The 24,197-nt window shown below is 64.4% G+C and carries 20 protein-coding genes and 1 tRNA gene; 7 read left to right on the forward strand and 14 right to left on the reverse strand.

The window, feature by feature from the left end; translation table 11 throughout:
- Positions 1-27: 27 nt before the first annotated feature.
- The 12 genes from QTI24_RS05270 to QTI24_RS05325 all read right to left on the reverse strand — a co-directional run bounded on the left by QTI24_RS05270 (position 28) and on the right by QTI24_RS05325 (position 16,154).
- Positions 28-948, reverse strand: coding sequence for a DMT family transporter (locus QTI24_RS05270; RefSeq protein ID WP_286598797.1), 921 nt, complete (start codon positions 946-948; stop codon positions 28-30).
- Positions 948-2,780: a translational GTPase TypA gene (gene typA, locus QTI24_RS05275; RefSeq protein ID WP_286598799.1), complete on the reverse strand. Its 1,833-nt coding sequence runs from the start codon at positions 2,778-2,780 to the stop codon at positions 948-950. Before typA ends, QTI24_RS05270 begins: the two co-directional genes overlap by 1 nt.
- Positions 2,777-3,721: a tRNA pseudouridine(55) synthase TruB gene (truB, locus tag QTI24_RS05280; RefSeq protein ID WP_286598800.1), complete on the reverse strand. Its 945-nt coding sequence runs from the start codon at positions 3,719-3,721 to the stop codon at positions 2,777-2,779. Before truB ends, typA begins: the two co-directional genes overlap by 4 nt.
- Before the next feature lie 2 nt (positions 3,722-3,723).
- Positions 3,724-4,095, reverse strand: a complete 372-nt coding sequence (gene rbfA / locus QTI24_RS05285) for a 30S ribosome-binding factor RbfA (RefSeq protein ID WP_068685509.1) — start codon at positions 4,093-4,095, stop codon at positions 3,724-3,726.
- A 117-nt stretch (positions 4,096-4,212) separates the two neighbouring features.
- Positions 4,213-7,119, reverse strand: a complete 2,907-nt coding sequence (gene infB / locus QTI24_RS05290; protein WP_286598804.1) for a translation initiation factor IF-2 — start codon at positions 7,117-7,119, stop codon at positions 4,213-4,215.
- A gap of 24 nt (positions 7,120-7,143) precedes the next feature.
- Entirely contained in the window at positions 7,144-8,628 is a 1,485-nt protein-coding gene (gene nusA, locus QTI24_RS05295) for a transcription termination factor NusA (RefSeq protein WP_286598805.1), read from the reverse strand.
- A gap of 17 nt (positions 8,629-8,645) precedes the next feature.
- Complete coding sequence (gene rimP, locus QTI24_RS05300) at positions 8,646-9,254, reverse strand: ribosome maturation factor RimP (RefSeq protein WP_286599278.1); 609 nt, start codon at positions 9,252-9,254, stop codon at positions 8,646-8,648.
- Between the two features lie 158 nt (positions 9,255-9,412).
- A complete protein-coding gene (locus QTI24_RS05305; protein WP_286598807.1) occupies positions 9,413-10,609 on the reverse strand; it encodes a YbfB/YjiJ family MFS transporter in 1,197 nt (398 codons plus the stop codon).
- A gap of 20 nt (positions 10,610-10,629) precedes the next feature.
- Complete coding sequence (locus QTI24_RS05310) at positions 10,630-12,246, reverse strand: ABC transporter ATP-binding protein (RefSeq protein WP_286598808.1); 1,617 nt, start codon at positions 12,244-12,246, stop codon at positions 10,630-10,632.
- A gap of 16 nt (positions 12,247-12,262) precedes the next feature.
- Positions 12,263-13,315, reverse strand: coding sequence for an ABC transporter permease (locus QTI24_RS05315; protein WP_286598809.1), 1,053 nt, complete (start codon positions 13,313-13,315; stop codon positions 12,263-12,265).
- Positions 13,308-14,336 (reverse strand): microcin C ABC transporter permease YejB, encoded by a 1,029-nt coding sequence (locus QTI24_RS05320; protein WP_286598811.1) that lies wholly within the window; start codon positions 14,334-14,336, stop codon positions 13,308-13,310. Before QTI24_RS05320 ends, QTI24_RS05315 begins: the two co-directional genes overlap by 8 nt.
- Positions 14,337-14,354: 18 nt before the next feature.
- Entirely contained in the window at positions 14,355-16,154 is a 1,800-nt protein-coding gene (locus QTI24_RS05325; RefSeq protein ID WP_286598813.1) for an extracellular solute-binding protein, read from the reverse strand.
- Positions 16,155-16,191: 37 nt separating this feature from the next.
- Between QTI24_RS05325 and fabI the strand changes: the two genes are divergently transcribed.
- Both fabI and QTI24_RS05335 read left to right on the forward strand, forming a co-directional pair.
- Positions 16,192-16,983, forward strand: a complete 792-nt coding sequence (gene fabI / locus QTI24_RS05330; RefSeq protein WP_286598814.1) for an enoyl-ACP reductase FabI — start codon at positions 16,192-16,194, stop codon at positions 16,981-16,983.
- A gap of 82 nt (positions 16,984-17,065) precedes the next feature.
- Positions 17,066-17,959 carry a DNA ligase gene (locus tag QTI24_RS05335; protein ID WP_286599279.1) on the forward strand — a complete coding sequence of 298 codons (894 nt, stop codon included), beginning with the start codon at positions 17,066-17,068 and terminating at the stop codon, positions 17,957-17,959.
- 20 nt (positions 17,960-17,979) lie between these two features.
- On the opposite strand, the gene QTI24_RS05340 is transcribed toward QTI24_RS05335, so the two are convergent.
- On the reverse strand, positions 17,980-18,537 hold the full coding sequence (locus tag QTI24_RS05340) for a fasciclin domain-containing protein (RefSeq protein ID WP_286598815.1): 558 nt from the start codon (positions 18,535-18,537) through the stop codon (positions 17,980-17,982).
- Positions 18,538-18,801: 264 nt separating this feature from the next.
- Between QTI24_RS05340 and QTI24_RS05345 the strand changes: the two genes are divergently transcribed.
- Positions 18,802-19,671, forward strand: a complete 870-nt coding sequence (locus QTI24_RS05345) for an EamA family transporter (RefSeq protein WP_286598816.1) — start codon at positions 18,802-18,804, stop codon at positions 19,669-19,671.
- Here QTI24_RS05345 and QTI24_RS05350 read toward each other — a convergent pair whose 3' ends face one another.
- Positions 19,672-21,942 (reverse strand): arginine/lysine/ornithine decarboxylase, encoded by a 2,271-nt coding sequence (locus tag QTI24_RS05350; protein WP_286598818.1) that lies wholly within the window; start codon positions 21,940-21,942, stop codon positions 19,672-19,674.
- Between the two features lie 109 nt (positions 21,943-22,051).
- On the opposite strand from QTI24_RS05350, the gene QTI24_RS05355 reads away from it, so the two are divergent.
- The 4 genes from QTI24_RS05355 (at position 22,052) to QTI24_RS05370 (ending at position 24,181) form a co-directional block, all read left to right on the forward strand.
- Positions 22,052-22,483, forward strand: coding sequence for an NfeD family protein (locus QTI24_RS05355; protein ID WP_286598819.1), 432 nt, complete (start codon positions 22,052-22,054; stop codon positions 22,481-22,483).
- A 32-nt stretch (positions 22,484-22,515) separates the two neighbouring features.
- Entirely contained in the window at positions 22,516-23,448 is a 933-nt protein-coding gene (locus QTI24_RS05360) for an SPFH domain-containing protein (protein ID WP_286598820.1), read from the forward strand.
- A 59-nt stretch (positions 23,449-23,507) separates the two neighbouring features.
- Positions 23,508-23,598: transfer RNA gene (locus tag QTI24_RS05365), tRNA-Ser, on the forward strand.
- A 193-nt stretch (positions 23,599-23,791) separates the two neighbouring features.
- Positions 23,792-24,181, forward strand: coding sequence for a response regulator (locus QTI24_RS05370; RefSeq protein WP_286598821.1), 390 nt, complete (start codon positions 23,792-23,794; stop codon positions 24,179-24,181).
- The last annotated feature ends 16 nt before the right edge of the window (positions 24,182-24,197 follow it).

Here is a 24,197-nt window from a genome sequence, read left to right on the forward strand (position 1 = left end):
GCATCAGTGAATGCCCTGAGCGCCCATTCAGTGGGGGTTGGTCAGCGCCGCTGCGGGAGAGCGCCTTTCGCGAAGGCCAAGGAGTTCATTGAACACCAGCGCCCCAATGACGACCGCACCACCGATCAAGACACTCGATTCCGGCTCCTCGCCCGCCCCGATCCAGGCCAGCGCAATGCCGAAGATTACTTCGAGCAACGCGAGCAGCGACACTTCAGGCGCCTTCAGCACGCGCGCGCACATCACCGAAAGCGCACAGGGAATCGCAAGCTGGAACAGACCAAGGAAGGCCAGCAGGCCCAGGTCGTGGGCATTCGCCTGGAAAGGCCACGCGAGCGGCAGTGTGACGAGCGTGGAGATGGCTGCACCGATCAGCACTGCAGGAACGAGGTCGACGTCATGGCCCTTGGCATGGGCATGCTGGACCACGGTCCAGTTGCACGCGCCAGCCAGCGGCACGCACAGCGCGACCAGCGTGCCGAGCAGTTGCCCCTCGCCCAGTTCCGTGCCGTACATCCAGGCGATGCCCAGCCCGGCCGCGACGATGGCCGCCCAAGTGCGTGGCGGCAGCTTGTGCCCGATGAAGATCCGCGCGGCCAATGCCGTCAACAACGGGCCTGCCGACATCGTCACCAGCACATTGGCGACGCTGGTCAGCGTGAGCGCGACCATGAAGGCGGTGAACATCACGCCCCAGCAGACGCCGGAGATCCACAGCTCGCGTCCACCCTGGCGGATCTTCGCGAACACTGCCCGGCCCTGCCACAACGGAAGGATCACCAGCAGCGATACCAGCGTAAAGAAGCTGCGCCAGAAGGTCACCTCGAAGCTGCGCGCGTGTTCGAGGTGACGCGTGACGACACCCGCGGTGGCCCACATGAGCGTCACGACGATCATCAGCCAGACCGCACGGCCATGAGTGAGCCCATGGCCGCCCATGCGCAGCATCAGGCGGTCTCGCGCGACGCGCGCTTGCGCTCGTGTTCCTTCAGGTAGCGCTTGCGCAGGCGCACGCTCTTGGGCGTGATCTCGACCAGTTCGTCGTCTTCGATGAACTCCACGCCGTACTCCAGCGTGAGCTCGATCGGCGGCGTGATCTTGATCGCGTCTTCCTTGCCGGACACACGGAAGTTGGTCAGCTGCTTGGTGCGCGTGGCGTTGACCACCAGATCGTTGTCACGGCTGTGGATGCCGACGATCATGCCTTCGTACACCGGGTCGTTCGCGCGCACGAACATGCGGCCGCGATCGTCCAGTTTGCCGAGTGCATAGGTGAAGATCTCGCCATCGTCCATCGAGATCAGCACGCCATTCTTGCGGCTGCCGATCTCGCCCTTGTGCGGCTCGTAGCTGTCGAAAATGTTGGAGATCAGGCCCGAGCCGCGCGTCAGGTTCAGGAACTCGTTGGTGAAGCCGATCAGGCCTCGCGCCGGGATGCGGTACTCGAGGCGCACGCGACCGCGACCATCCGGTTCCATGTTGACCAGTTCGCCCTTGCGCTCGCCCAGGGCCTGCATTACGCCGCCCTGATGCTGTTCTTCGATATCCGCCGTCACCAGTTCGATGGGCTCGTTCTTGACGCCGTCGATGTCGCGGAACACCACGCGCGGCTTCGACACGGCCAGCTCGTAGCCTTCACGGCGCATGTTTTCCAGCAGGATGGTCAGGTGCAGTTCGCCGCGGCCCATGACTTCGAAGATGCCTTCTTCGTCGGTTTCCTTGACGCGCAAGGCGACGTTGTGTTGCAGCTCTTTCTGCAGGCGGTCCCAGATTTGGCGGCTGGTGACGAACTTGCCTTCACGGCCGGCCAGCGGGCTGGTGTTGACGCAGAAGTTCATGGTCAGGGTCGGTTCGTCGACCTTGAGCATGGGCAGCGCCGTGGGAGTCGTCGGGTCGGTGATCGTCACGCCGATGCCGATGTCGCCAATGCCGTTGATCAGCACGATCTCGCCCGGGCCGGCTTCGGTCGCCTGCACGCGTTCGAGGCCCTGGAACGTCAGCACCTGGTTGATCCGGCCTTTGACAGCCTTTCCGTCCGGGCCTTCCATCACGACGACGTCCATCATGGGCTTGATGGTGCCGGCGTGGATACGGCCGACGCCGATCCGGCCGACGAAGGTCGAGAAGTCGATCGCGGAAATCTGCAGTTGCAGCGGCGCTTCAGCATCTCCCGCATGCGCCGGCACGTGCTTGAGAATGGTGTCGAAGAGCGCCGACATGTCGGGACCCCACTGTTCGCCGTGCTCGCCCTCTTCCAGCGACGACCAGCCATTGATGCCCGAGGCGTAGACAACGGGGAAGTCCAGCTGTTCGTCTGTAGCGCCAAGCTTGTCGAACAGGTCGAAAGCGGCGTTGACCACGTAGTCGGGACGCGCGCCCGGCTTGTCGACCTTGTTCACCACCAGGATCGGCTTCAGGCCGAGGGCCAGCGCCTTCTTCGTCACGAAGCGGGTCTGCGGCATCGGGCCCTCCTGGGCGTCGATCAGCAGCACCACGCCGTCCACCATGCTGAGCGCGCGTTCGACTTCGCCGCCGAAGTCCGCGTGGCCGGGGGTGTCGACGATGTTGATGTGCATGCCCTTCCACGTCACGGCGCAGTTCTTGGCCAGGATCGTGATGCCGCGTTCCTTTTCGATGGCGTTGTTGTCCATCACGGTGTCGACCACTTTTTCGTGCTCGGCGAAGGTGCCCGACTGGCGCAGCAGCTGGTCGACCATCGTGGTCTTGCCATGGTCCACGTGGGCGATGATGGCGATATTGCGGATCTGGTTGGTGCTCATGGTGTCGCTTCGGTCAATAGTGTTTGCTGGATTTCGATGGGGCTCAGCAAGCGCCCCGGAATCAGTTCGCCGGCCTTGACGTGGGCCGTGCCGAGAAATGCAGGAGGGTCACGGCCGAAGACGGCCACGGCAGGCGCGTCCGGCCACTTGCCGCGTCGGCGCAGGCCGGAAAGGAAGCGCCCGGCATCTTCGGCGTCGAGCGTGACGGGCGTGTGATCGGCCACCAGCGCTTCGGTCGGCAGCAGTCGTGCGAGCCGGTCTTCCTCAGCCATGGCTTCGAGAGCGTCCAGCGTCACACATTGGGAGACGTCGAAGCCGCCAGTCTCGATCCGGCGCAGCGCCGTGAGATGGGCGCCGCAGCCCAGCGCTTCCCCAATGTCTTCGCCCAGCGTGCGGATGTAGGTACCCTTGCTCACGGTCGCGCGAATGTCAATTTCATTGCCGGAAGAGGCATTGATCGCCAGCTTGTAGATCACGACATCGCGTGGCGCCCGTTCCACCTCGACGCCTTCGCGTGCGTATTCGTACAGCGCCTTGCCGTCTTTCTTCAGCGCGCTGTGCATGGGCGGCACCTGGCGGATCGGCCCGGTGAATTGCGCTTCCACGCGCTTCAGATCAGCCGCTGTCACGGCGACAGGCCGTTTGGCGATGACTTCGCCTTCCGCGTCGCCGGTAGACGTCTTCACCCCGAGGCGCGCGGTGGCCTCATAAGTCTTGTCGGCGTCCAGGTGCAGTTGGCTGAATTTGGTGGCCGCCCCGAAGCACAAGGGCAGCACGCCGCTCGCGAGCGGGTCGAGCGTGCCGGTATGCCCGGCCTTCTCGGCGCGCAACAACCACTTGGCCTTCTGCAAGGCCTGATTGCTGGAGAGACCCAGCGGCTTGTCGAGCAGCAACACCCCATGCACAGGGCGCCGCTGCACCCGTGTGCGTGGCGCGTTCATCTTCAGTCGTCTTTGGAACGGGAAGCGACAGCCTGCGCGATCAGCGCATTCATGTCCGCGGCACGCTCGGTCGTGCGATCGAACTGGAAATGCAGCGTCGGGACCGTGTGGATGTGCAGACGCTTGAACAGGCCGTTGCGCAGGAAGCCCGCGGCCTGGTTCAGCGCTTCGGTGGTCTCGACCGGGTCGCCCACGAGCAGGCTGAAGAAGACCTTCGCATGCGCGTAGTCGGGCGTGACCTCGACCGCCTGGATCGTGACCATGCCCACCCGCGGGTCCTTCAACTCGCGCGCGATCAACTCCGTCAGATCGCGCTGGATCTGATCGGCCACCTTGAAGGCACGGTTGGGGGTAGCGGCTTTTCTTTTAGGCATTCAAACAATCACAAGCGTCGCGAGATCGGGCTCAGTGCAAGGCGCGCCGCCGCAGACAGTACTTTAGTACGGCAAGGCGGCTGCAACGCGGCAATGAGCTCGATATCGCGGCGCGCTTTACAACGTACGCGCAATCTCTTTGATCTCGAAGAACTCCAGTTGATCACCTTCCTTGATGTCGTTGTAGTTCTTGAGCTTGATACCGCACTCGAAGCCTTCGCGCACTTCGCGCACATCGTCCTTCATGCGCTTGACCGAGTCGATTTCGCCGGTGTAGATCACCACGTTGTCGCGCAGCAGGCGGAAGTGCGCGCTGCGGTTGACCGAACCCGAAGTGACCATACAACCCGCGACCGTACCGATCTTGGATGCCACGAACACGGTGCGGATCTCGGCGGAGCCGATGATTTCTTCGCGCCGCTCGGGAGCCAGCATGCCGGACATGGCGACCTTGATGTCGTCCACCGCGTCGTAGATGATGCTGTAGTAGTGCAGTTGCACGCCGTTGCTCTCGGCCAGCTTGCGCGCACCGGCATCGGCGCGCACATTGAAGCCGATGACGATGGCCTTCGACGCGATCGCGAGGTTGATGTCGCTCTCGCTGATGCCACCGACGCCGGCGTACACCATCTGCACCTTGACTTCCTCGGTCGCCAGCTTGAGCAGCGACTGGGCCAGCGCTTCCTGCGAGCCCTGCACGTCGGCCTTGATGATGATCCGCAGCGTCTGCACCTCGCCCGCCGACAGGTCGGTGAACATGTTCTGCAGATTCGCAGCCTGGGCCTTCGCCAGCTTGGTGTTGCGGAACTTGCCAGCCCGGTAGGTGGCGATCTCGCGCGCACGGCGCTCGTCGCTCATCACCATGAACTCGTCGCCGGCCTGCGGCACTTCGGTCAACCCCTGGATCTCGACCGGGATCGACGGACCCGCGGACTTGATGGTCTTGCCGTCCTCGTCGATCATGGCGCGCACACGACCATACGTCGAGCCGGCCAGCACCACATCGCCCGTCTTGAGCGTGCCGGACTGAACCAGCACGGTCGCGACCGGGCCGCGACCCTTGTCGAGCTGGGCTTCGATGACCAGGCCCTTGGCAGCGGCATCCACCGGCGCCTTGAGTTCGAGCACTTCGGCCTGCAGCAGCACCTGCTCGAGCAGATCGTCGACACCCTGGCCCGTCTTGGCCGAAACCGGCACGAACGGCACATCACCGCCGTACTCTTCGGGCACGACTTCTTCGGCAACCAGTTCCTGCTTGACGCGGTCGAGGTTGGCATCGGCCTTGTCGATCTTGTTGATCGCAACCACGATCGGCACACCCGCCGCCTTCGCGTGCTTGATGGCTTCCTTGGTCTGCGGCATGACGCCGTCGTCCGCGGCCACCACCAGGATCACGATATCGGTGGCCTGCGCGCCACGGGCACGCATGGCGGTGAACGCCTCGTGACCCGGGGTGTCGAGAAAGGACACCATGCCGCGCTCGGTCTGGACGTGGTACGCCCCGATGTGCTGTGTGATGCCGCCGGCTTCGCCCGCGGCGACCTTGGCGCGACGGATGTAGTCCAGCAGGGAGGTCTTGCCGTGGTCGACGTGACCCATGACGGTCACGACCGGTGCGCGCGGCAGGGCTTCGGCCTGTTGCGCCGACACGTCTTCATCAGTGAAGGCTTCCGGATCATCCAGCGCGGCAACCACCGCGTTGTGGCCCATTTCTTCCACGATGATCATCGCGGTGTCCTGGTCCAGCGACTGGTTGATGGTCGCCATCTGGCCGAGCTTCATCAGTTGCTTGATGACTTCGGACGCCTTGACGGCCATCTTGTGCGCCAGTTCGGACACGGTGATGGTTTCGGGCACATGAACTTCGAGCACGCGGGCCTCGACCGGTGCAGCCTGCACGCGTTCTTCCTGGCCATTGCGGTCGTTGCCGCGACGACCGCGCGGGCCGCCGCGCCAGTTGCCGCGACCGACACCGCCGCTGGCGTCGCCGCGGGTCTTGATTTCCTTCTTCTTGGCCGTGTCGCCAGCCCAGCTCGACGAGAGCTTGGCCGACTTGACTTCCTTGCCCGCGCCAGGCGCGGCAGCGGCGCCAGGAGCAGCCGGTGCACCCGGGCGGGCGGCCGGAGCCGTCGGCTTGTGCAAAGTCCCTTTCACCCCGGCCTTGGCTTCCGGCGCGGGCTTCTCGGGCGCCTTGTGCGGCACCAGCACGCGAGCAGGCGCGTTCATCATGGCGCGGATGGCTTCGGCCTCGGCCAGTGCCTTGCGTCGGCGTTCGTCGAGGTCCTTGGCGCGGGCAGCTTCCTCGTCGGCGCGAGCCTTCGATTCGGCGGCGGCCTTGGCCTTGGCGTCGTCCTTGGCCTGCACGGCAGCGGCTTCCGCGGCGGCCTTGCGGTCGGATACGGCGGGGGCCTCCTCGACGGGTTCGGGCGCACCTTCGGTTACGGTCGCAGCGGCTGCCGCTTCCGCGGCCTTCTTCTTGGCGGCCTTGGCTTCTTGCTCGGCCTGCTCGGCGCGTTCAGCCTTTTCGCGCTCACGCGCCTCGGCTTCTTCACGCAGGCGGCGCTTTTCGACGAGTTCTTCTTCCTGGCGACGGATCAGCTCGGCCTGGCGGCGCGCTTCTTCCTCGCGGCGGGTGAGTTCGGCTTCGTCGATCTGCGGCGCAGCTGGAGCGGCCGTGGCGGGCGCTTCCTGCGGTGCTGCTTCAGCGGCGACCGGGTGGCCTTCGTCACGCTGGATGAAGGTGCGCTTCTTGCGCACCTCGACCTGGATCGTGCGCGCGCGGCCGGTGGCGTCGGCCTGCTTGATCTCGCTGGTCGATTTCTTCGTCAGCGTGATCTTCTTGCGCTCGGGGTCGACCGTGCCATGGCTGGCTTTCAGGAAGCCGAGCAAGCGTTGCTTGTCGGCCTCGGTGAGCGCGTCGGTCGGCGCCTGCTTGGGCACCCCGGCGCTCTTGAGCTGGTCAAGCAGGATTTCGGGAGTCTTCTTGAGCTCGTTCGCGAACTCGGCGACAGTGGTACTGGACATATTGGTTTCGTGCCTCCATGACCATCACTCTTGGCCGGCGAACCAATGTTCGCGGGCTTTCAAGATGAGGTTCTTGGCGTCATCGGCGCTCTGGCCGGTGATCTCGGTGAGTTCATCGACCGCAAGGTCGGCCAGGTCGTCACGGGTGTGAACACCCGCCTCGGCCAATTTGGGGATGAGGGCCGGGTCGAGCCCGCCGAGGTCGCGCAGATCCTGCGAAACGCTCTCGACGTTTTCTTCACGGGCGATTTCCATGGTCAGCAGCGCATCCTTGGCGCGCGAACGCAGCTCGTTGATCGTGTCTTCGTCGAAGCTCTCGATCTCGAGTAGTTCGGAAATCGGCACATAGGCCACTTCTTCCAGGCTGGTGAAGCCTTCGGAAATCAGGATGTCGGCGATTTCCTCGTCGACGTCGAGCTTTTCCATGAAGAGCTTGCGGCTGGCGTCCGTTTCGGTCGCCTGCTTCTGGGCCGATTCGTTGGCGTCCATGATGTTGATCTTCCAGCCGGTCAGGTCGGAGGCGAGCCTCACGTTCTGGCCGCCGCGGCCGATCGCGATCGCGAGGTTTTCCTCGTCGACCACCACGTCCATGGCATGCTTTTCCTCATCGACCACGATCGAGGAGACATTGGCCGGTGCGAGCGCACCGATCACGAACTGCGCCGGGTCTTCGCTCCACAGCACGATGTCCACGCGCTCGCCGGCGAGCTCGTTGGTGACGGCATTGACGCGCGTACCGCGCACGCCGACACAAGTGCCAATGGGGTCGACACGCTTGTCGTGCGAGAGCACGGCGATCTTGGCACGCGAGCCGGGGTCGCGGGCGCAGCTCTTGATTTCGAGCAGGCCTTGTTCGATCTCGGGCACTTCCTGGCGGAACAGCTCGATCATGAACTCGGGTGCGGCGCGCGACAGGATGATCGGCGCGCCGCGCAGCGTCAGGTCGACCTCCATGATCATGGCCCGCACGCGGTCGCCGTTGCGCAGGTTTTCCTTGGCGATCATCTCGCTGCGGCGCAGGCGACCTTCGACGCGGCCGGCCTCGACGATGATGTCGCCCTTGTCCAGGCGCTTGACCGTGCCGGTGAAGATCTTCTCGCCGCGCGACATGAAGTCGTTCAGCAGCATCTCGCGCTCCGCGTCACGGATCTTCTGCAGGATGACCTGCTTGGCCGCCATCGCGCCGATGCGGCCGATCGGCACCGAGTCCACCGATTCCTCGATGTACTCGTCGACCTCGATGTCGGGCATTTCTTCCTTGGCTTCGAACAAGAGGATTTCCTGGTCGGGCAGCTGCAGGCCGGCCTCGTCAGGCACCACGTGCCAGCGGCGGAAGGTCTCGTAGTCGCCGCTGTCGCGGTCGACGGCGACGCGAATGTCCACGTCGCCCTGATAGAGCTTCTTGGTGGCTTGCGCCAGGGCGGACTCGACTGCGCCGAAGACGACGTCACGTTCGACGTTCTTCTCGCGCGAGATCGCATCCACCAACATCAACATTTCGCGATTCATGCCACCACTCTCCTCGTTCAGTCCGACACCACCGTGCCAGGTTTGGGCCTGCGCCCCTTGAAATCCACTATCGGGGCGAGCCGCGCTTCGCGGAGCTCGTCCAAAGCAAAACCCAGCGCCTGCAGGGGTGCAGGCGCGCGCTTCTTGCTGATCTTCTGACCGGGCTTCGGCTCCGGCTCGTCGCTCCAGACGATCTGCCATCCGTGCGAGCCATCGGCCGCCGCGACACGCTCCAGCGTGCCGCGAAATTTCTTGCGATTGGCCGCCACCTGACCGCCCGCCGCCGCACCCATCGGGGCCTTGAGCGTGATGTCGATCACCTCGCCCGCAAAACGTTCGAAATCCTGCTCATTGCGCAACGGCCGGTCAATACCCGGCGACGACACTTCGAGCCGCTTGTAGTCGGCGCCATCCACTTCCAGCGCGAACTGCAGCTGGCGCGTCACCTTTTCGCAATCCTCGACGGTGATGAACGGCTCCGGCGCGCCCGGCGCAACTTCTGAATTGAGGCCTTTCCAGGGCAAATCAATCGTGACGCGCAGCAATCCCCCGGCCGAGCGTTCGATCTCGACCAGGTCGTAGCCGAGTCCGGCCACGGTTTGTTCCACTGTCTGCTGCAATGCCACGTGTCTGTTTTTGCCTTTGGTGTGCCCGATGCCGCCGCCCGCCTGCGACATCAAGAATGCTTCGACCAATAAAAAACGGGCGGTTGGTACCCGCCCGTTTGGTCGTGAGCCTTGAATTATATGCCAATTGCGTTACGAAAGTGGGGTTTCTACGCGCTTCAGATACCTTTGGTGACGCCTGAACGCCGCCAGACACCGACAAAAAGCACCGCTCCTATTCCGAGCGCGCCCGCGGCCACCAGCAATGGCACGGCGAACGATCCGGTGCGCTGCGCCAGCGGCGCGGCAAACAGCGGCCCCAGAATCTGCCCTACCCCATAGGATGCCGTCGCATAGCCGATGAGGCCCGCCGCGGCGTTCCCCCGAAGACGACGAGCATCCCGCATGGCGAAAAGCGTGATGGCCGTGAAAGGCATTCCCAGAAGCAGGCTGCCCAGAGCAAACCCGGTGATCGTCGGCCATGCCACGGACAGCACGATGCCCAGAGCCTGCAAAGCGTAGGCCACCCCCAACAGAAGCCGATTGTCCCAATGGACGGGCGCCCTCGCTCCGATCAAGGCGCCCGGAACTATCGCCAGCCCGAACAAGGGCCAGAAATAGTCGGGCCAGGGCGAGCCCGGCAGCGCCTGGCGTGCGATCACGGGCAGAAAAGTCGCCGTGATGATGTACCCGAAGCCGGCCAAACCATAGAGGGCCACCAGCCAACGCGCGTCGCTGCGCACGGCGGCGGATTCGGCCGCCGTCGGCGCGGCGGCGCGTATGGTCTGGGGCGCCACGTGGGCGGCTTCCCCGTCGCTGAAGATGCGCCAGACCACCGCAATCAGGACCAGCGACAACAGCCCGAATCCGATCCACCCCGCATTCGATCCCCATCGGCCGACGGCACCGCCCAGAAGACCGGTGGCCGCGATGCCGATGCCCGGCCCCGTGTAGATCACCCCTGCCATGGCTGGCGCCCCGGTTTCGGCGAGGCGGCGCAGGCCCCAGCCCGACGCGAACACGAAAGTCCAGGCGCTCATGACGCCCGCCGCCGTGCGAAGTGCGCCCCAGACGGTGAAGCCGTGCAACAGCCCCATTCCCAGCAGCAGCGCGGCGGTGGCAATCAGCCCGCCACGAACCATGCTGGCGGCCTTCACCCGAATCGCCGCGCAGCTCAGCGCGCCGAGGAAGTAGCCGAGGTAGTTGAGCGAAGCCAGGACGCCGCCTGCTTGCAGATCGAGCTTGCCCTCGTGCAACATGATGGGGAGCATCGGCGTGAATGCGAAGCGCCCGAGCCCCATCGCCACCGCCAGTGCAGCCATGCAGGCCAGCGCAGCGCGCCAGGCGCCGCGCCTGTCGTAACCGATCAGCGACATTCCGCTCTCTCCGAGTTCTTCTAATCTGCCAGCGCTGCGGCCACCAGTTTGTACGTGTAGGGATGTTCAGGCGCGTCGAGCACCCGGTCGACAGGGCCCGATTCGAGAATAGCGCCGTCTTTCATGACGATGACCTTGTGCGCCATGGCGCGGATCACCTCGACATCGTGCGTGATCAGCAGGTAGCTCAGACCACGTTCGCGCTGAAGGCGCTGCAGCAAGCCGAGCACCTGCTTCTGGATTGTCACGTCGAGCGCGCTGGTAGGCTCGTCGAGCACCAGCAGACCAGGGTCGACGATCAGCGCACGGGCAATTGCCAGACGCTGCCGCTGCCCGCCCGAGAACTCATGCGGGTAGCGGTCGAGCAACGAAGGGAACTGCGCTTCCGTCAGGCCGACGTCTGCCAGCGCTTCGAGAGCCCGAGCCCGACGAGCGGCGGGATCCAGCCCTGGCGCATGCACCGTCAGGCCTTCGCTGACGATCTGCTCGACCGTCATGCGCGGCGACAGCGACGAGAACGGGTCCTGGAAAACGACCTGCATCACCCGCCGCAGTGCACGATCGCTGGCGCCGCCCGCAGCCCACTTTCGGCCGCCGACAGCCAGTTCGCCCTCGTGTTTCAGCAGGCCCAGCGCGGCAAGGGCCAAGGTGGATTTGCCCGAACCCGACTCACCCACCACACCCAACGTCTCACCGGGCGCGATGCCGAAATCGGCGCCCTGCACTGCCACGAACTCGCCCTTGCGAAACCATCCCGTGAAGCCCGGCCGCGACACTGGATAGCTCACTCTCAGCGCAGTGGCGCTGAGCACCGGCGGCGCATTGGCGTCGACCGCGACCGGGGCCACGTCTCGCGTCGGGCGGCTGTCGATCAACTTGCGCGTGTAGGGGTGTTGGGGAGCGTCGAACACGGTCGACACGGTCCCATGCTCCACGATGTAGCCGTTCTCCATCACCGCCACGCGATCCGCGAAGCGGCGCACGAGATTCAGGTCGTGCGTGATGAGCAGCACCGCCATGCCGTGCCTGCGCTGCAGATCCGCCAACAGATCCAGGATTTGCGCCCGCACGGTCACGTCGAGCGCAGTGGTTGGCTCGTCGGCCAGCAGCAGGCGCGGCTTGCAGGCCAGGGCCATCGCGATCATGGCGCGCTGTCGCTGCCCGCCAGACAACTGGTGCGGAAACGCCATCGCCCGGCGCGCCGGTTCCGGAATCCCCGTGTCTGCCAGCAGTCGCACCGCTTCCTCATGCGCCGCACGCGTCGACAGCGCCTGGTGCAATTCGAGTACTTCGGCAATCTGGTCGCCCACAGGGTAGAGCGCGTTGAGCGCCGTCATCGGCTCCTGGAAGATCATCGCGATCTCCTTGCCGCGAATGCCGCGCAGCCGGGCCTCGGGCAGCGCCAGCAGATCGCGCACGCCGGCGCCCTCCCCGCCGGCGAAGTTCGCGACGCCCGAGATCTCCGCGTTCTGGACCAGGCGCAGCAGGCTCAACGCCGTGACCGTCTTGCCCGAGCCCGATTCGCCGACCAGTGCCAGCTTTTCGCCCTGCGCGATCTCGAAGCGGATGTCGTGCACCACTTCCTTGTCGCCGAAAGCAACGCGCAGGCCCTCGACCTTCAGCAAGGACGAACTCATTGCAGCCTCCCGTACGTCATCGGTCGGCCTTTCGCGGATCGAGCGCGTCGCGCAAGGCGTCGCCCATGAAAGTCAGGAGCATCAGCGTCAACACGAGAACACCGAAGGTGGACAGCGAGATCCACCAGGCATCGATGTTGGCCTTGCCCTGGCTCAGCAGTTCGCCGAGCGACGGGGTTCCGGGCGGCACGCCCAGGCCCAGGAAGTCGAGTGAAGTCAGTGCGAGGATGGACGCACTCATGCGAAACGGCAGAAAGGTCACCACCGGCGTCATGCTGTTGGGCAGGATGTGCTTCCACATGATCTGCAGGTTGCCCACGCCGAGCGCCCGCGCGGCGCGAACGTAGTCCATCTGGCGGTTGCGAAGGAACTCGGCGCGCACGTAGTCGGAGAGACCCATCCAGCCGAACAGGCTGAGCAAGATCAGCAGCAGCGCGACGCTGGGTGCGAAGACGGCGCTGAAGATGATGAGCAGGTAGAGCTCGGGCATCGAACCCCAGATTTCGATGAAGCGCTGGAACGCGAGGTCGACCTTGCCCGCGAAATAGCCCTGCACGGCGCCAGCCGCCACACCGAGCACGGTGCCGATGGCCGTGAGCGCGAGACCGAACAACACGCTCACGCGGAAACCGTAGATCAATTGCGCCAGCAGGTCACGCCCGCGATCGTCGGTGCCGAGCCAGTTGTCTCGCGTCGGCGCCGCCGGACTCGGCGACTTGGCGAAATAGTTGAGCGTCTTCGGGCCGTACGGGTTGATCGCGTAGATGGCCCAGTTGCCGCCCTGCGTGATGCGCTCGCGGATGAAGGGGTCGAGGTAGTCGGTCGGCGTCTCGAAATCGCCGCCGAATGTCTTCTCGGAATAGTCACGAAGAACCGGGAAGTAGATCTTGCCCTCGTAGCGCATCACGAGCGGCCGGTCGGTCGAGATCACCTCGGCGAAGAGGCTCAGGACGACCATGGCGACGAACAGCACCAGGCTCCAGAAACCCAGGCGGTTGCGCTTGAAGCGCAGCCAGGCGCGGCGCCCCGGGCTGACCGACACCGTCCGGGCGGTCGGCGCGCTAGTCAAACTTCACCCTCGGATCGACCCATACGTAGCAAAGATCTGAAATGAGCTTGGTCAGCAGGCCGATCAGCGTGAAGAGATACAGCGTGCCGAGCACCACCGGGTAGTCGCGGCGGATCACGCTCTCGTAGCCCAGCAAGCCGAGTCCGTCCAGCGAGAACAACGTTTCGATGAGCAACGAGCCGGTGAAGAAGGCGCCGATGAAAGCCGCCGGGAGACCGGTGACGATCGGAATCAACGCATTGCGAAACACGTGCTTCCACAGCACCTGCCGCTCGCCCAGACCCTTGGCGCGGGCCGTCAGGACGTATTGCTTGCGGATTTCCTCCAGGAAGGCGTTCTTGGTCAGCATCGACGTCACCGCGAAACTGCCCAGCACCATGGCAGTCACCGGCAGCGTGATGTGCCACAGGTAGTCGACGATCCGCGCACCCCAGCTCAGGTCATCCCAGTTGGACGAAGTGAGGCCGCGTAACGGAAACCACTGCAGTTGCCCGCCGAAGACCACCAGCAGCGCCACGCCAAGCACGAACCCGGGAATCGCATAGCCCACGAGGATCAGCAGGGTTGTGACGAGGTCGAAGCGCGTGCCCGCCCGCACCGCCTTGGCGACGCCCAGGGGTACCGCGACGCCGTAGCTGATGAAGAAGGTCCAGAGCCCGAGGCTGATCGACACGGGCAGCTTTTCGAGGATCAGCGTCCACACGTCCTTGTTCTGGAAGAAGCTGCGGCCCAGATCGAAGCGAGCGAACTGGCCCAGCATCTGCATCAGCCGCTCGTGCGCCGGCTTGTCGAAGCCATAGAGTGCCTTGATTTCCGCCAGCCGCTTGGGGTCGACCCCCTGGTCGCCACGGTAGTTGGAGCCACCGGACTCGACCCCGCCGCGCACGCCGGCCTTCGCCTCGGCCAGGTACTGTTCAACAGGTCCGCCGGGCACGAACTGGATCACCAGGAACGTCACCAGCAACACGCCGATCAGGGTCGGGATGAAGAGCAGCAAGCGCTTGAGGACGTAGGACAGCATTGCGTGATCTCTTGTCGGCTATCGAGCCCACCAGGTCGTCATGACCCAGTCTTCACCCGACGCATAGGGCGGCATCGGCGCCTTGTAGGCAAGCCGCCAGGCGTTGTAGGCGATGCGGTGCACCATCAACGTCCACTGCGGAATCAGGTAATGGCTGTGCATGATCACACGGTCGAGCGCCCGGCAGGCCGGCAGAAGCTCCGCCTTGGTCTCCGCGCGCACGATGCCGGTCACCAGCGCGTCGACCGCCGGGCTGCTCACGCCCATGTAGTTGCCTGAACTTTCCGTCGTTGCCGCCTTGCTGCCGAAGATGTCGGCGAGTTGCTGTCCGGGATTGTGCGTGCCGGGGAAGTTGATGGTCGTGATGTCGAATTCGAACTTGTCCAGGCGCTGCTGGTACAGCGCAAAATCGGCCGACGCGAACTTCAGCGTGATGCCGAGCTTTTCGAGATTGCGCATCCAGGGCGATACGGTCCGCACCCCGCCCTCTTTGCTGTCCAGGTACTCAAGCTCCATCGGCCTGCCCTGCGCGTCGCGCAGTGCGCCGTCGCGGTATTCCCAACCGGCCTGCTTGAGCAAATCCTGCGCCCGGCGCAGGTTGTTGCGCAGAGAGTGCCCCGCGCCTTCGGTGGTGGGCGGCTCGTACATGGGTCCGAATACCTCGTCGGGTACCTTGCCGCGCCAAGGCTCCAGCAGCTTGAGTTCTTCCGGGGACGGCGTGCCTTCAGCCGCGCAATCGGTGTTGCCGAACAGGTCCCTCACGCGCGGATAGCCGCCGTAGAACATCTGGCGACTCATCCAGTCGTAATCGAACGCCAGGCCCAACGCTTCCCGGACCCGCCGGTCTTGCAGCAGCGGACGCCGGTTGTTGAGCACGTAGCTCTGGAACCCCGAAGGCAGCCGGTGCGCGAATTCGCGCTTGACCAGTTCGCCGGTATCAAAGCGCTTGCCAGTCACGCGGCGCGCCCAGTCGCCGGCCGAATAGAAGCTCATCATGTCGAATTCGCCGGCCTTGAAGGCCTCGAGGCGCGCCGTGTTGTCCTTGTAGATCTTGATGGTGATGCGATCGAAGTTGTTCTTGCCTCGCCGCACCGCCAGGTCGCGCGCCCAGTAGGCGGGATCACGCACGTAGGTGATGTCCTTGCCGAAGCGCACGGGGCCGATCTTGTAGGGTCCACTTCCGATCGGGATGTCCATGACCACCTGGTCGAAGGGCTTGGCCTTGCCGTTCTCCATGCCCCATCGGCGACTGAAGACCGGCAGCCCACCGACGATCAGGGGCAATTCGCGGTTCGGCTTCCTGAACTTGTATCGGATGGTGCGAGCGTCGACCACTTCGGCGCTTTCGACGTCTTCGAGCATCGTCTTGTAGGCCGGAGACACATAGGGGCCGATCAGGGTGTCATAGCTGTGTTTGACGTCGGCCGCCTCGACCTGCGTGCCGTCATGGAAGCGCGCTTCCGGCCGCAGCCTGAACGTTGCGCTGAGCCGATCGGGCGAAACAACCACGTCTTCGGCCAGAAGACCGTAGCCGGACGCCGTCTCGTCCATCGAGCCTGCCAGCAGCGAATCGAACATCAGGCTGCCCAGGTAGGCCGGCGGCGCGCCCTTGATCGTGAAGGGGTTGTACTTGTCGAAGGTGGAATAGCGCTGATTGCTGACCAGCCGCAGTTCCCCGCCCTTCGGCGCATCGACGTTGACGTAGTCAAAGGCCTTGAACCCGGGCGGGTACTTGAGGTCGTCCCACATCGCATAGCCATGCGCCGCCCATGCGGGAACCGCGCACACCATCAACCAGCAGAACCAGAGAACCCGCATGCGAGAATTCTGCCCAAGATTTTCACGAGGTCGACCCATGGGCTTTCTTTCCGGCAAAAAACTTCTGATCACCGGCGTGCTGAGCAACCGCTCCATCGCCTACGGCATCGCCAAGGCCTGCCACGCGCAGGGCGCCGAACTGGCGTTCAGCTACGTGGGCGAACGCTTCAAGGATCGCATCACCGAGTTTGCGGCCGACTTCGATTCGAAGCTCGTCTTCGATTGCGACGTGGGCGACGACGCGCAGATCGACAAGCTCTTTGCCGACCTGTCGCAAACTTGGCCGAAGTTCGACGGTTTTGTCCACAGCATCGGCTTCGCGCCGCGCGAAGCGATCGCCGGCGACTTCCTCGACGGCTTGTCGCGCGATGCGTTCAAGGTGGCGCACGACATCAGCGCCTACAGCTTTCCCGCGATGGCCAAGGCCGCCCTGCCCTACCTCAATGACAAGTCGGCACTCCTGACGCTGACCTACCTCGGCGCGATACGGGTCCTGCCCAACTACAACACGATGGGCCTCGCCAAGGCTTCGCTCGAAGCCTCCGTGCGCTATCTCGCGGAGTCGCTCGGCCCCAAGGGCATGCGCGTCAACTGCATCAGCGCCGGCCCCATCAAGACGCTGGCGGCCAGCGGCATCAAGGGCTTCGGAAAGATCCTGTCCGCGGTTGCAGAGATGGCGCCGATCCGTCGCAACATCACCATCGAAGAAGTGGGCAACGTCGCCGCCTTCCTCCTGAGCGACCTCGCCAGCGGCGTGACCGCAGAGATCACCTATGTCGATGGCGGCTTCAGCCAGGTCGTCGGCGGCATCGCGGAGCCTGTCGCCTGACAAAGCGCGTACCGAATCTGAACTCCATAATTCCGGCATACCTAGAAATGCCGGGGAGTTGATCGTGAGTTTCTCTGTTCCCATGGGCCGCGCCGCGCGCGTGCTCTTATCCCGCCGCGCGCTCTTGCTGGCGACATTCGGCGCCGCTTTCGCCTTGTCCCGCCCTGTCGACGCATGGGCGCGGGACGGTTCGAAGCCACCGCCACCACTCATGCTGGCCGAGGTCTACCGCCGAGGCATGCCGCTCGACGACTACTGGGTCAGCGAGAAATATGACGGCGTGCGCGGCTACTGGGACGGCAGGCAACTCTGGACGCGTGGCGGCAAGCCCATCGCAGCGCCCTCCTGGTTCACGGCCCCACTGCCACCCATCCCCATGGACGGCGAGTTGTGGGCAGGTCGCGGCCGCTTTGCGCACACGGTATCGACCGTGCGCAGCCAGACGCCGGTCGACGCGGCCTGGCGTGAGATCCGCTTCATGGTCTTCGACCTGCCTGCCGCGTCCGGTGACTTCACGGCACGCCTCGGCACACTGCGCAAGCTGCTGCCCGTCACGGACGCAACCTGGCTGTTCGCCGTGCCGCAGCAGCGCGCCACGACGCATGAAGCGCTGCAGGCACTGCTCGACAAGACGGTGCGGATGGGCGGCGAAGGCCTGATGCTCCATCGCGGCGCGTCGCCCTACCGGTCCGAACGCAATGCCGACCTGCTCAAGGTCAAGCCCTTCGACGATGCCGACGCCCGCGTGGTCGCGCACATCGGTGGGCGCGGCAAGCATGCCGGCCGCCTGGGTGCGCTGATGGTCGAGATGCCCGATGGCAAGCGCTTCAAGCTCGGCAGCGGCTTCAGCGACGCCGAACGCGAGAATCCGCCCGCGATCGGCGCCTGGGTCAGCTACCGCTACAACGGCACGAACCCTTCGGGCCTGCCGAGGTTCGCGCGCTTCCTGCGGGTGCGCGACGACATGATTTCGTGAGCCACCCGCAAGCCGCCGTATCACTTCGGCAGCAGCACCTTGTCGATCACGTGAATCACGCCGTTCGACTGGATCACGTCGGCGGTCGTCACGTGCGCGGTGTTGCCGTTCTCGTCCGTGACCATTACCTTGCCGCCGCTTGCCTTGGCCGTGAGCGTGCCGCCGGAAACGGTCTTCAACGAGGCCATGCCCTTGCCGGCCATGATCTCCTTCGTCAGGGCCGTTGCGTCGAGTTTGCCGGGCACGACGTGATAGGTCAGGATGGTCGTCAGCTTCGCCTTGTTCTCCGACTTGAGCAGCATGTCGACCGTGCCATCGGGCAACACCGCGAAGGCGTCGTTGGTCGGCGCGAAGACCGTGAACGGCCCCGGGCCCTTGAGGGTCTCGACCAACCCCGCCGCCTTCAGCGCTGCAACCAGCGTGGTGTGGTCCTTCGAATTGACCGCGTTGTCGACGATGTCCTTGGTCGGGTACATCGGCGCGCCTCCGACCATGACCTGCGCCATGGCCGAAGCCGCGCCGGCTGCCATGACGACTGCAAGCGTGACGGATGCGATGCGATGGGTGCTGCTCTTCATGAAAGGCTCCTGAGGTTGGAACCGCCGCAAAAGGCGCGACGGCTGCAACCTATACGCAGCGGCGAGCGTTTTGGATCCGACGCCGCCGCATGGCATCGTGCCCCTGTCCGCGGTGGACAATCCGCAAGGCTCGCCTTTACCATCACCGCCGCCTGTCGCACGCAGAACTTCACGACCGAATCGATGACCGTCCTCTCCCGCGAATCCCCGAAGACCACCCAGCCAGCCGACAGCGCTGCGCTTCTGTCCTGAGCGGCCGGCCCCGTGGCGTTGACCGGTCCGATCGTGTTCGCCGTGCTGTGCGGCGCGTTCCTGCATGCAGGCTGGAACGCGTTGATCAAGTCCGGGCGCGACAAGGCGCTCGACACCGCGTTGATCCACAGCATGGGCATCTTCGTCGCGGTGCCGCTGATATTCGTCACCGGGTTGCCAGCGCCTGTCGCGTGGCCGTACATGATCGCCTCGATGGTGATCCATCTGGGCTACTACATTGCACTGGCCGGCGCCTACAAGCACGGCGACCTCGGACTCACCTACCCGGTCATGCGAGGCTGTGCGCCGCTGCTGGTGGCCATGGGCAGCCTGGCCTTCATCGGCGAAGGCATCTCGGCGGCCGCCTGGGCGGGTGTCGCCATCATCTGCGTGGGCGTGGTCACGCTGGGTCTTTCCCGCTCGGCCTTGCACAGCGGCGATGAAGCGCAGCGGCGCAAGGCGCTCGGCTTCGCGCTGGTCAACGCCGCCATCATTGCGCTCTACACCGTGATCGACGGCATCGGTGTTCGTGCGTCGGGCGACGCGTTTGCCTACGTCGCGGCGCTGTTCCTCTTCGACGGGATCCCCTACCTGCTGCTGGTGCTGTGGCGGCGGCCGGGCCAGCGCCGCGCAGCCATCACGTACATGGCTGGTCGGTGGAAGATCGCCGCCATCGGCACCTTCGCCTCGCTGGGCAGCTATGGCATCGCGCTGTGGGCGATGACGCATGCGCCCGTCGCCGTCGTCGCGGCGCTGCGCGAAACGTCGGTGCTGTTCGCCGCGCTGATTGGCACCTTCTTCCTGCGCGAGGCGTTCGGCTGGCAGCGAGCCGCCGGCACGGTGATCATCGTGGCCGGCGTGATGACCTTGCGCCTGACCTGATCAGGCCGCCCGCACGCAATCGGCGTAGTAACGCTTCCGGCCGGTTTCGTCGATGCGGCCCACCAATCCATGGATATCGGTCTCGAATCCGGGGCACTCGGTGTTGAACTCGCGCGCGAACTTCAGGTAGTCGACGATCTTCTTGTTGAAGACCTCGCCCGGAATCAGCAGCGGAATGCCAGGCGGATACGGCGTGATGAGGCTGGTGGTGATGCGGCCTTCAAGGTGGTCGATCTCGACGCGCTCCGTCTTGCGGTGCGCGATGTGCGCAAAGGCGTCGCTCGGCTTCATCGCCGGCGTGAGGTCACTCAGGTACATCTCCGTGGTCAGGCGCGCGACATCGAAACGCGCGTACAGCTCATGGATGTGATGGCACAGGTCGCGCAGGCCGAGGCGCTCGTACTTCGGATGGGCCTGGCAGAACTCCGGCATGATCCGCCACATCGGCTGGTTGCGCGCGTAGTCGTCCTTGAACTGCTGCAGCGCCGTCAACAGCGTGTTCCAGCGTCCCTTGGTGATGCCGATCGTGAACATGATGAAGAAACTGTAGAGCCCGGTCTTCTCGACGATCACGCCGTGCTCAGCCAGAAACTTCGTGACGATGCTGGCGGGGATGCCGGTCTTGGCGAACTTGCCATTCAGATCCAGGCCCGGCGTCACGATGGTCGACTTGATCGGGTCGAGCATGTTGAAACCGTCGGCCAGCTTGCCGAAGCCGTGCCACTTCGCGGTGCGCGATTCGCCCTTGATGATCCAGTCGTCGGCGCGCCCGATGCCCTCGTCGACCAGCTTCTCGGGGCCCCACACCTTGAACCACCACTCGTCCTTGCCGAACTCGGCTTCGACCTTGCGCATCGCACGGCGGAAGTCGAGCGCTTCGAGAATGCTCTCCTCCACCAGCGCGGTGCCGCCGGGCGGCTCCATCATGGCGGCCGCGACGTCGCAGCTCGCGATGATCGCGTACTGCGGGCTTGTCGACGAGTGCATGAGATAGGCCTCGTTGAACAGGTCGCGGTCCAGCGCCCGGTTCTGCGAGTCCTGCACCAGCACGTGGCTGGCCTGGCTGATGCCGGCCAGCAGCTTGTGGGTCGACTGCGTGGCGAATACGAGCGATTCCTTCGGACGTGTGCGGCGCTTGCCCATCGCGTGGTAGGCGCCGTAGAACGGGTGAAACGCCGCGTGCGGCAACCACGCTTCGTCGAAGTGCAGCGTGTCGACGTAGCCGTCGAGCATGTTCTTGATGGTCTCGGTGTTGTAGATCACGCCGTCGTAGGTCGACTGCGTGAGCGTCATCACGCGTGGCTTGACCTTGTTCGCATCGACGTGCGAGAGAAGAGGATTGGCCGCGATCTTGGCCTTGATGGCCGCTGGCTCGAATTCGCTCTTCGGGATCGGGCCGATGATGCCGAAGTGGTTGCGCGTCGGCTTCATGAAGACCGGGATCGCGCCCGTCATGATGATCGCGTGCAGGATCGACTTGTGGCAGTTGCGGTCGACCACCACCACGTCGTCCGGCGCCACCGTGTGGTGCCACACCATCTTGTTGCTCGTGCTGGTGCCGTTGGTGACGAAGAAGCAGTGGTCCGCATTGAAGATGCGCGCCGCGTTGCGCTCGCTGGCCGCGACCGGGCCGGTGTGGTCGAGCAACTGGCCGAGTTCCTCGACCGCATTGCAGACGTCGGCGCGCAGCATGTTCTCGCCGAAGAACTGGTGGAACATCTGGCCGACCGGGCTCTTCAGAAAGGCCACACCGCCGGAATGCCCCGGGCAGTGCCAGGAGTACGAACCGTCTTCCGCGTAGTCGATCAGCGCCTTGAAGAACGGCGGCTGGACGCCTTCGAGGTAGCTCTTGGCCTCGCGGATGATGTGGCGCGCCACGAACTCCGGGGTGTCCTCGAACATGTGGATGAAACCGTGCAACTCGCGCAGGATGTCGTTCGGGATATGACGCGAGGTCTTGGTTTCGCCGTAGATGTAGATCGGCACGTCGGCGTTCTTGCGGCGCACTTCGCCGATGAAGTTGCGCAGGCTCAGCACAGCCGGATCGAGGTCGGGGCCGACGGAGAACTCCTCGTCGTCGATCGACAGGATGAAGGCGCTGGCGCGGCTTTGCTGCTGCGCGAACTGGCTCAGGTCGCCATAGCTCGTGACGCCCAGCACTTCAAAGCCTTCGCTCTCAAAAGCCTGCGCGAGCGCGCGGATACCGAGCCCCGAAGTGTTCTCAGAGCGAAAGTCCTCGTCGATGATGACGATGGGAAAGCGAAATTTCATGAGCGGGGCTCCCGACTGGCAAATAGGCGCGAAGTGTACGGAATTCAGATGAAGGCGCCGGTCAGCTTTGACACAATCCCCTCAACCTACAACAAAGAGAGGAATCGACATGGCGAGTTCCACCATCTGGTGGTTGATAGCGGGGGCCGCTGTCGTGGTCGAGTTGCTGTCCGGAACGGGTACGGTCTACCTGCTGCTGATGAGCGCAGGCTTTGCCGCCGCGGCTCTGTCGGCGCATGCCGGCGCCGCTCTGAGCACGCAGTTGATCGTGGCGGCAGTCGTGAGCCTCGGCGCGGTGATCGGCTGGCACGCCATCCGCCGCAAGCGCCCGCCCGAGCCGCCGACCGGCGCCAATCGGGACGTCAACCTCGACATCGGCGAGAGAGTTCATGTCGACGCCTGGAACGCCGATGGCACCGCCACGGTTCGCTACCGTGGCGCGCAATGGACCGTCGTGGCCCGCGACGGGAGCACGTTGGCAACCGGCGAACACAAGGTCGCCGAGGTGATCGGCAGCCGGCTCGTCGTCGAGAAGATCTGAGTCAGAAACCACAAGAAGGCAGGAACAATCCAATGGAATTCGCAGTCGTCCCTCTCGTCATCCTGGTGATCGCGGTGATCGTTATCACCCAGTCGATTAAGTTCGTACCGCAGCAAAACGCCTGGGTGCGCGAGCGCCTCGGCAAGTACCACGGCACCATGACGCCCGGTCCCAACTTCCTGATCCCTTTCATCGACAGGGTGGCCTACAAGCACAGCCTGAAGGAAATCCCGCTCGACGTGCCGAGCCAGGTCTGCATCACCCGCGACAACACGCAACTGCAGGTCGACGGCATCCTCTACTTCCAAGTGACCGACCCGATGCGGGCGAGCTATGGTTCGTCGAACTACATCGTGGCCGTGACCCAGCTGGCCCAGACCTCCCTGCGCAGCGTCATTGGCAAGCTCGAACTGGACAAGACCTTCGAGGAGCGCGACATCATCAATTCCCAGATCGTCTCCGCCATCGACGAGGCAGCGCTCAATTGGGGCGTGAAGGTGCTGCGCTACGAAATCAAGGACCTGACGCCGCCTAACGAGATCCTGCACGCGATGCAGCGCCAGATCACGGCCGAGCGCGAAAAGCGTGCGCTGATCGCCGCCTCGGAAGGCCGCCGCCAGGAGCAGATCAACATTGCCACCGGCGAGCGCGAGGCTTTCATCGCACGCTCCGAAGGCGAAAAGCAGGCACAGATCAACAACGCCCAGGGCGAGGCGGCTGCCATCACCGCCGTCGCCGAGGCGACCGCGGGCGCCATCGAGCGCATCGCCGCCGCGATTCGGCAGCCGGGCGGCGAGCAGGCGGTGCAGCTCAAGGTGGCCGAGCGCGCCGTCGACGCGTACGGCAAGGTCGCGGCCGACGCGACGACCACGCTGATCGTGCCGAGCAATATGAACGAAACCGCCGCCCTGATCGCTTCGGCGATGCGAATGGTGCAGGCGGGCAAGACGACCGCCTCCGCGTGAAAGGCTTTCGACACAAGCGCCGGAGAAACGCCACTGGCCACTGCTACAATCGTGGGCTCGGAGCGGTGGATGAGCGGTTTAAGTCGCACGCCTGGAAAGCGTGTGAGGGTTAATAGCCCTCCGCGGGTTCGAATCCCGCCTGCTCCGCCAGGAAAAACCGATCCAGCAGTTTCCACCTGCATCAGGAACGTCTTGAAAGCCCCGCATGTCGGGGCTTTTTTGTGGGCGCGACCTGGCGGACGCGATCTCCGTCTGCTTTCTCCTACGTGACGGCGCGCCCGACGCGCATGGATTTCAACGAACAAGGCGCTAGTCTCGAAGCCTTGTATTGGCAGGAAGTCGCATGGCCCTCTTCACATTCCTTGTCGAAGACAACAGGACCATTCGAGACAACTTGATCCCCGCGCTGGAAGACTTGGCCGATGCCGCCGTCGTGGGCATGGCGGAGTCCGAATCTGACGCGGTCATCTGGCTGAGTTCCCATCCGGACGATTGGCAGCTGCTCATCGTGGATCTCTTTCTCAAGGAAGGATCGGGACTGGGCGTGCTTCGCAGTTGCATCAACCGCCCCGATTCGAAGCGCGCAGTGGTGCTCAGCAACTACATCAATGCCGACATCCGGGCACGGTGCATGGCGCTGGGCGCGGATGCGGTGTTCGATAAATCGAGGGACCTGGATGCCTTTTTCGACTATTGCAACGACGGCAAGCGCGCGCACTCCCGAACGTTGTGACGATTTTCGCGCGACC

The sequence above is a fragment of the Variovorax sp. J22P240 genome, assembly GCF_030316855.1.
Lineage (GTDB): Bacteria > Pseudomonadota > Gammaproteobacteria > Burkholderiales > Burkholderiaceae_C > Variovorax.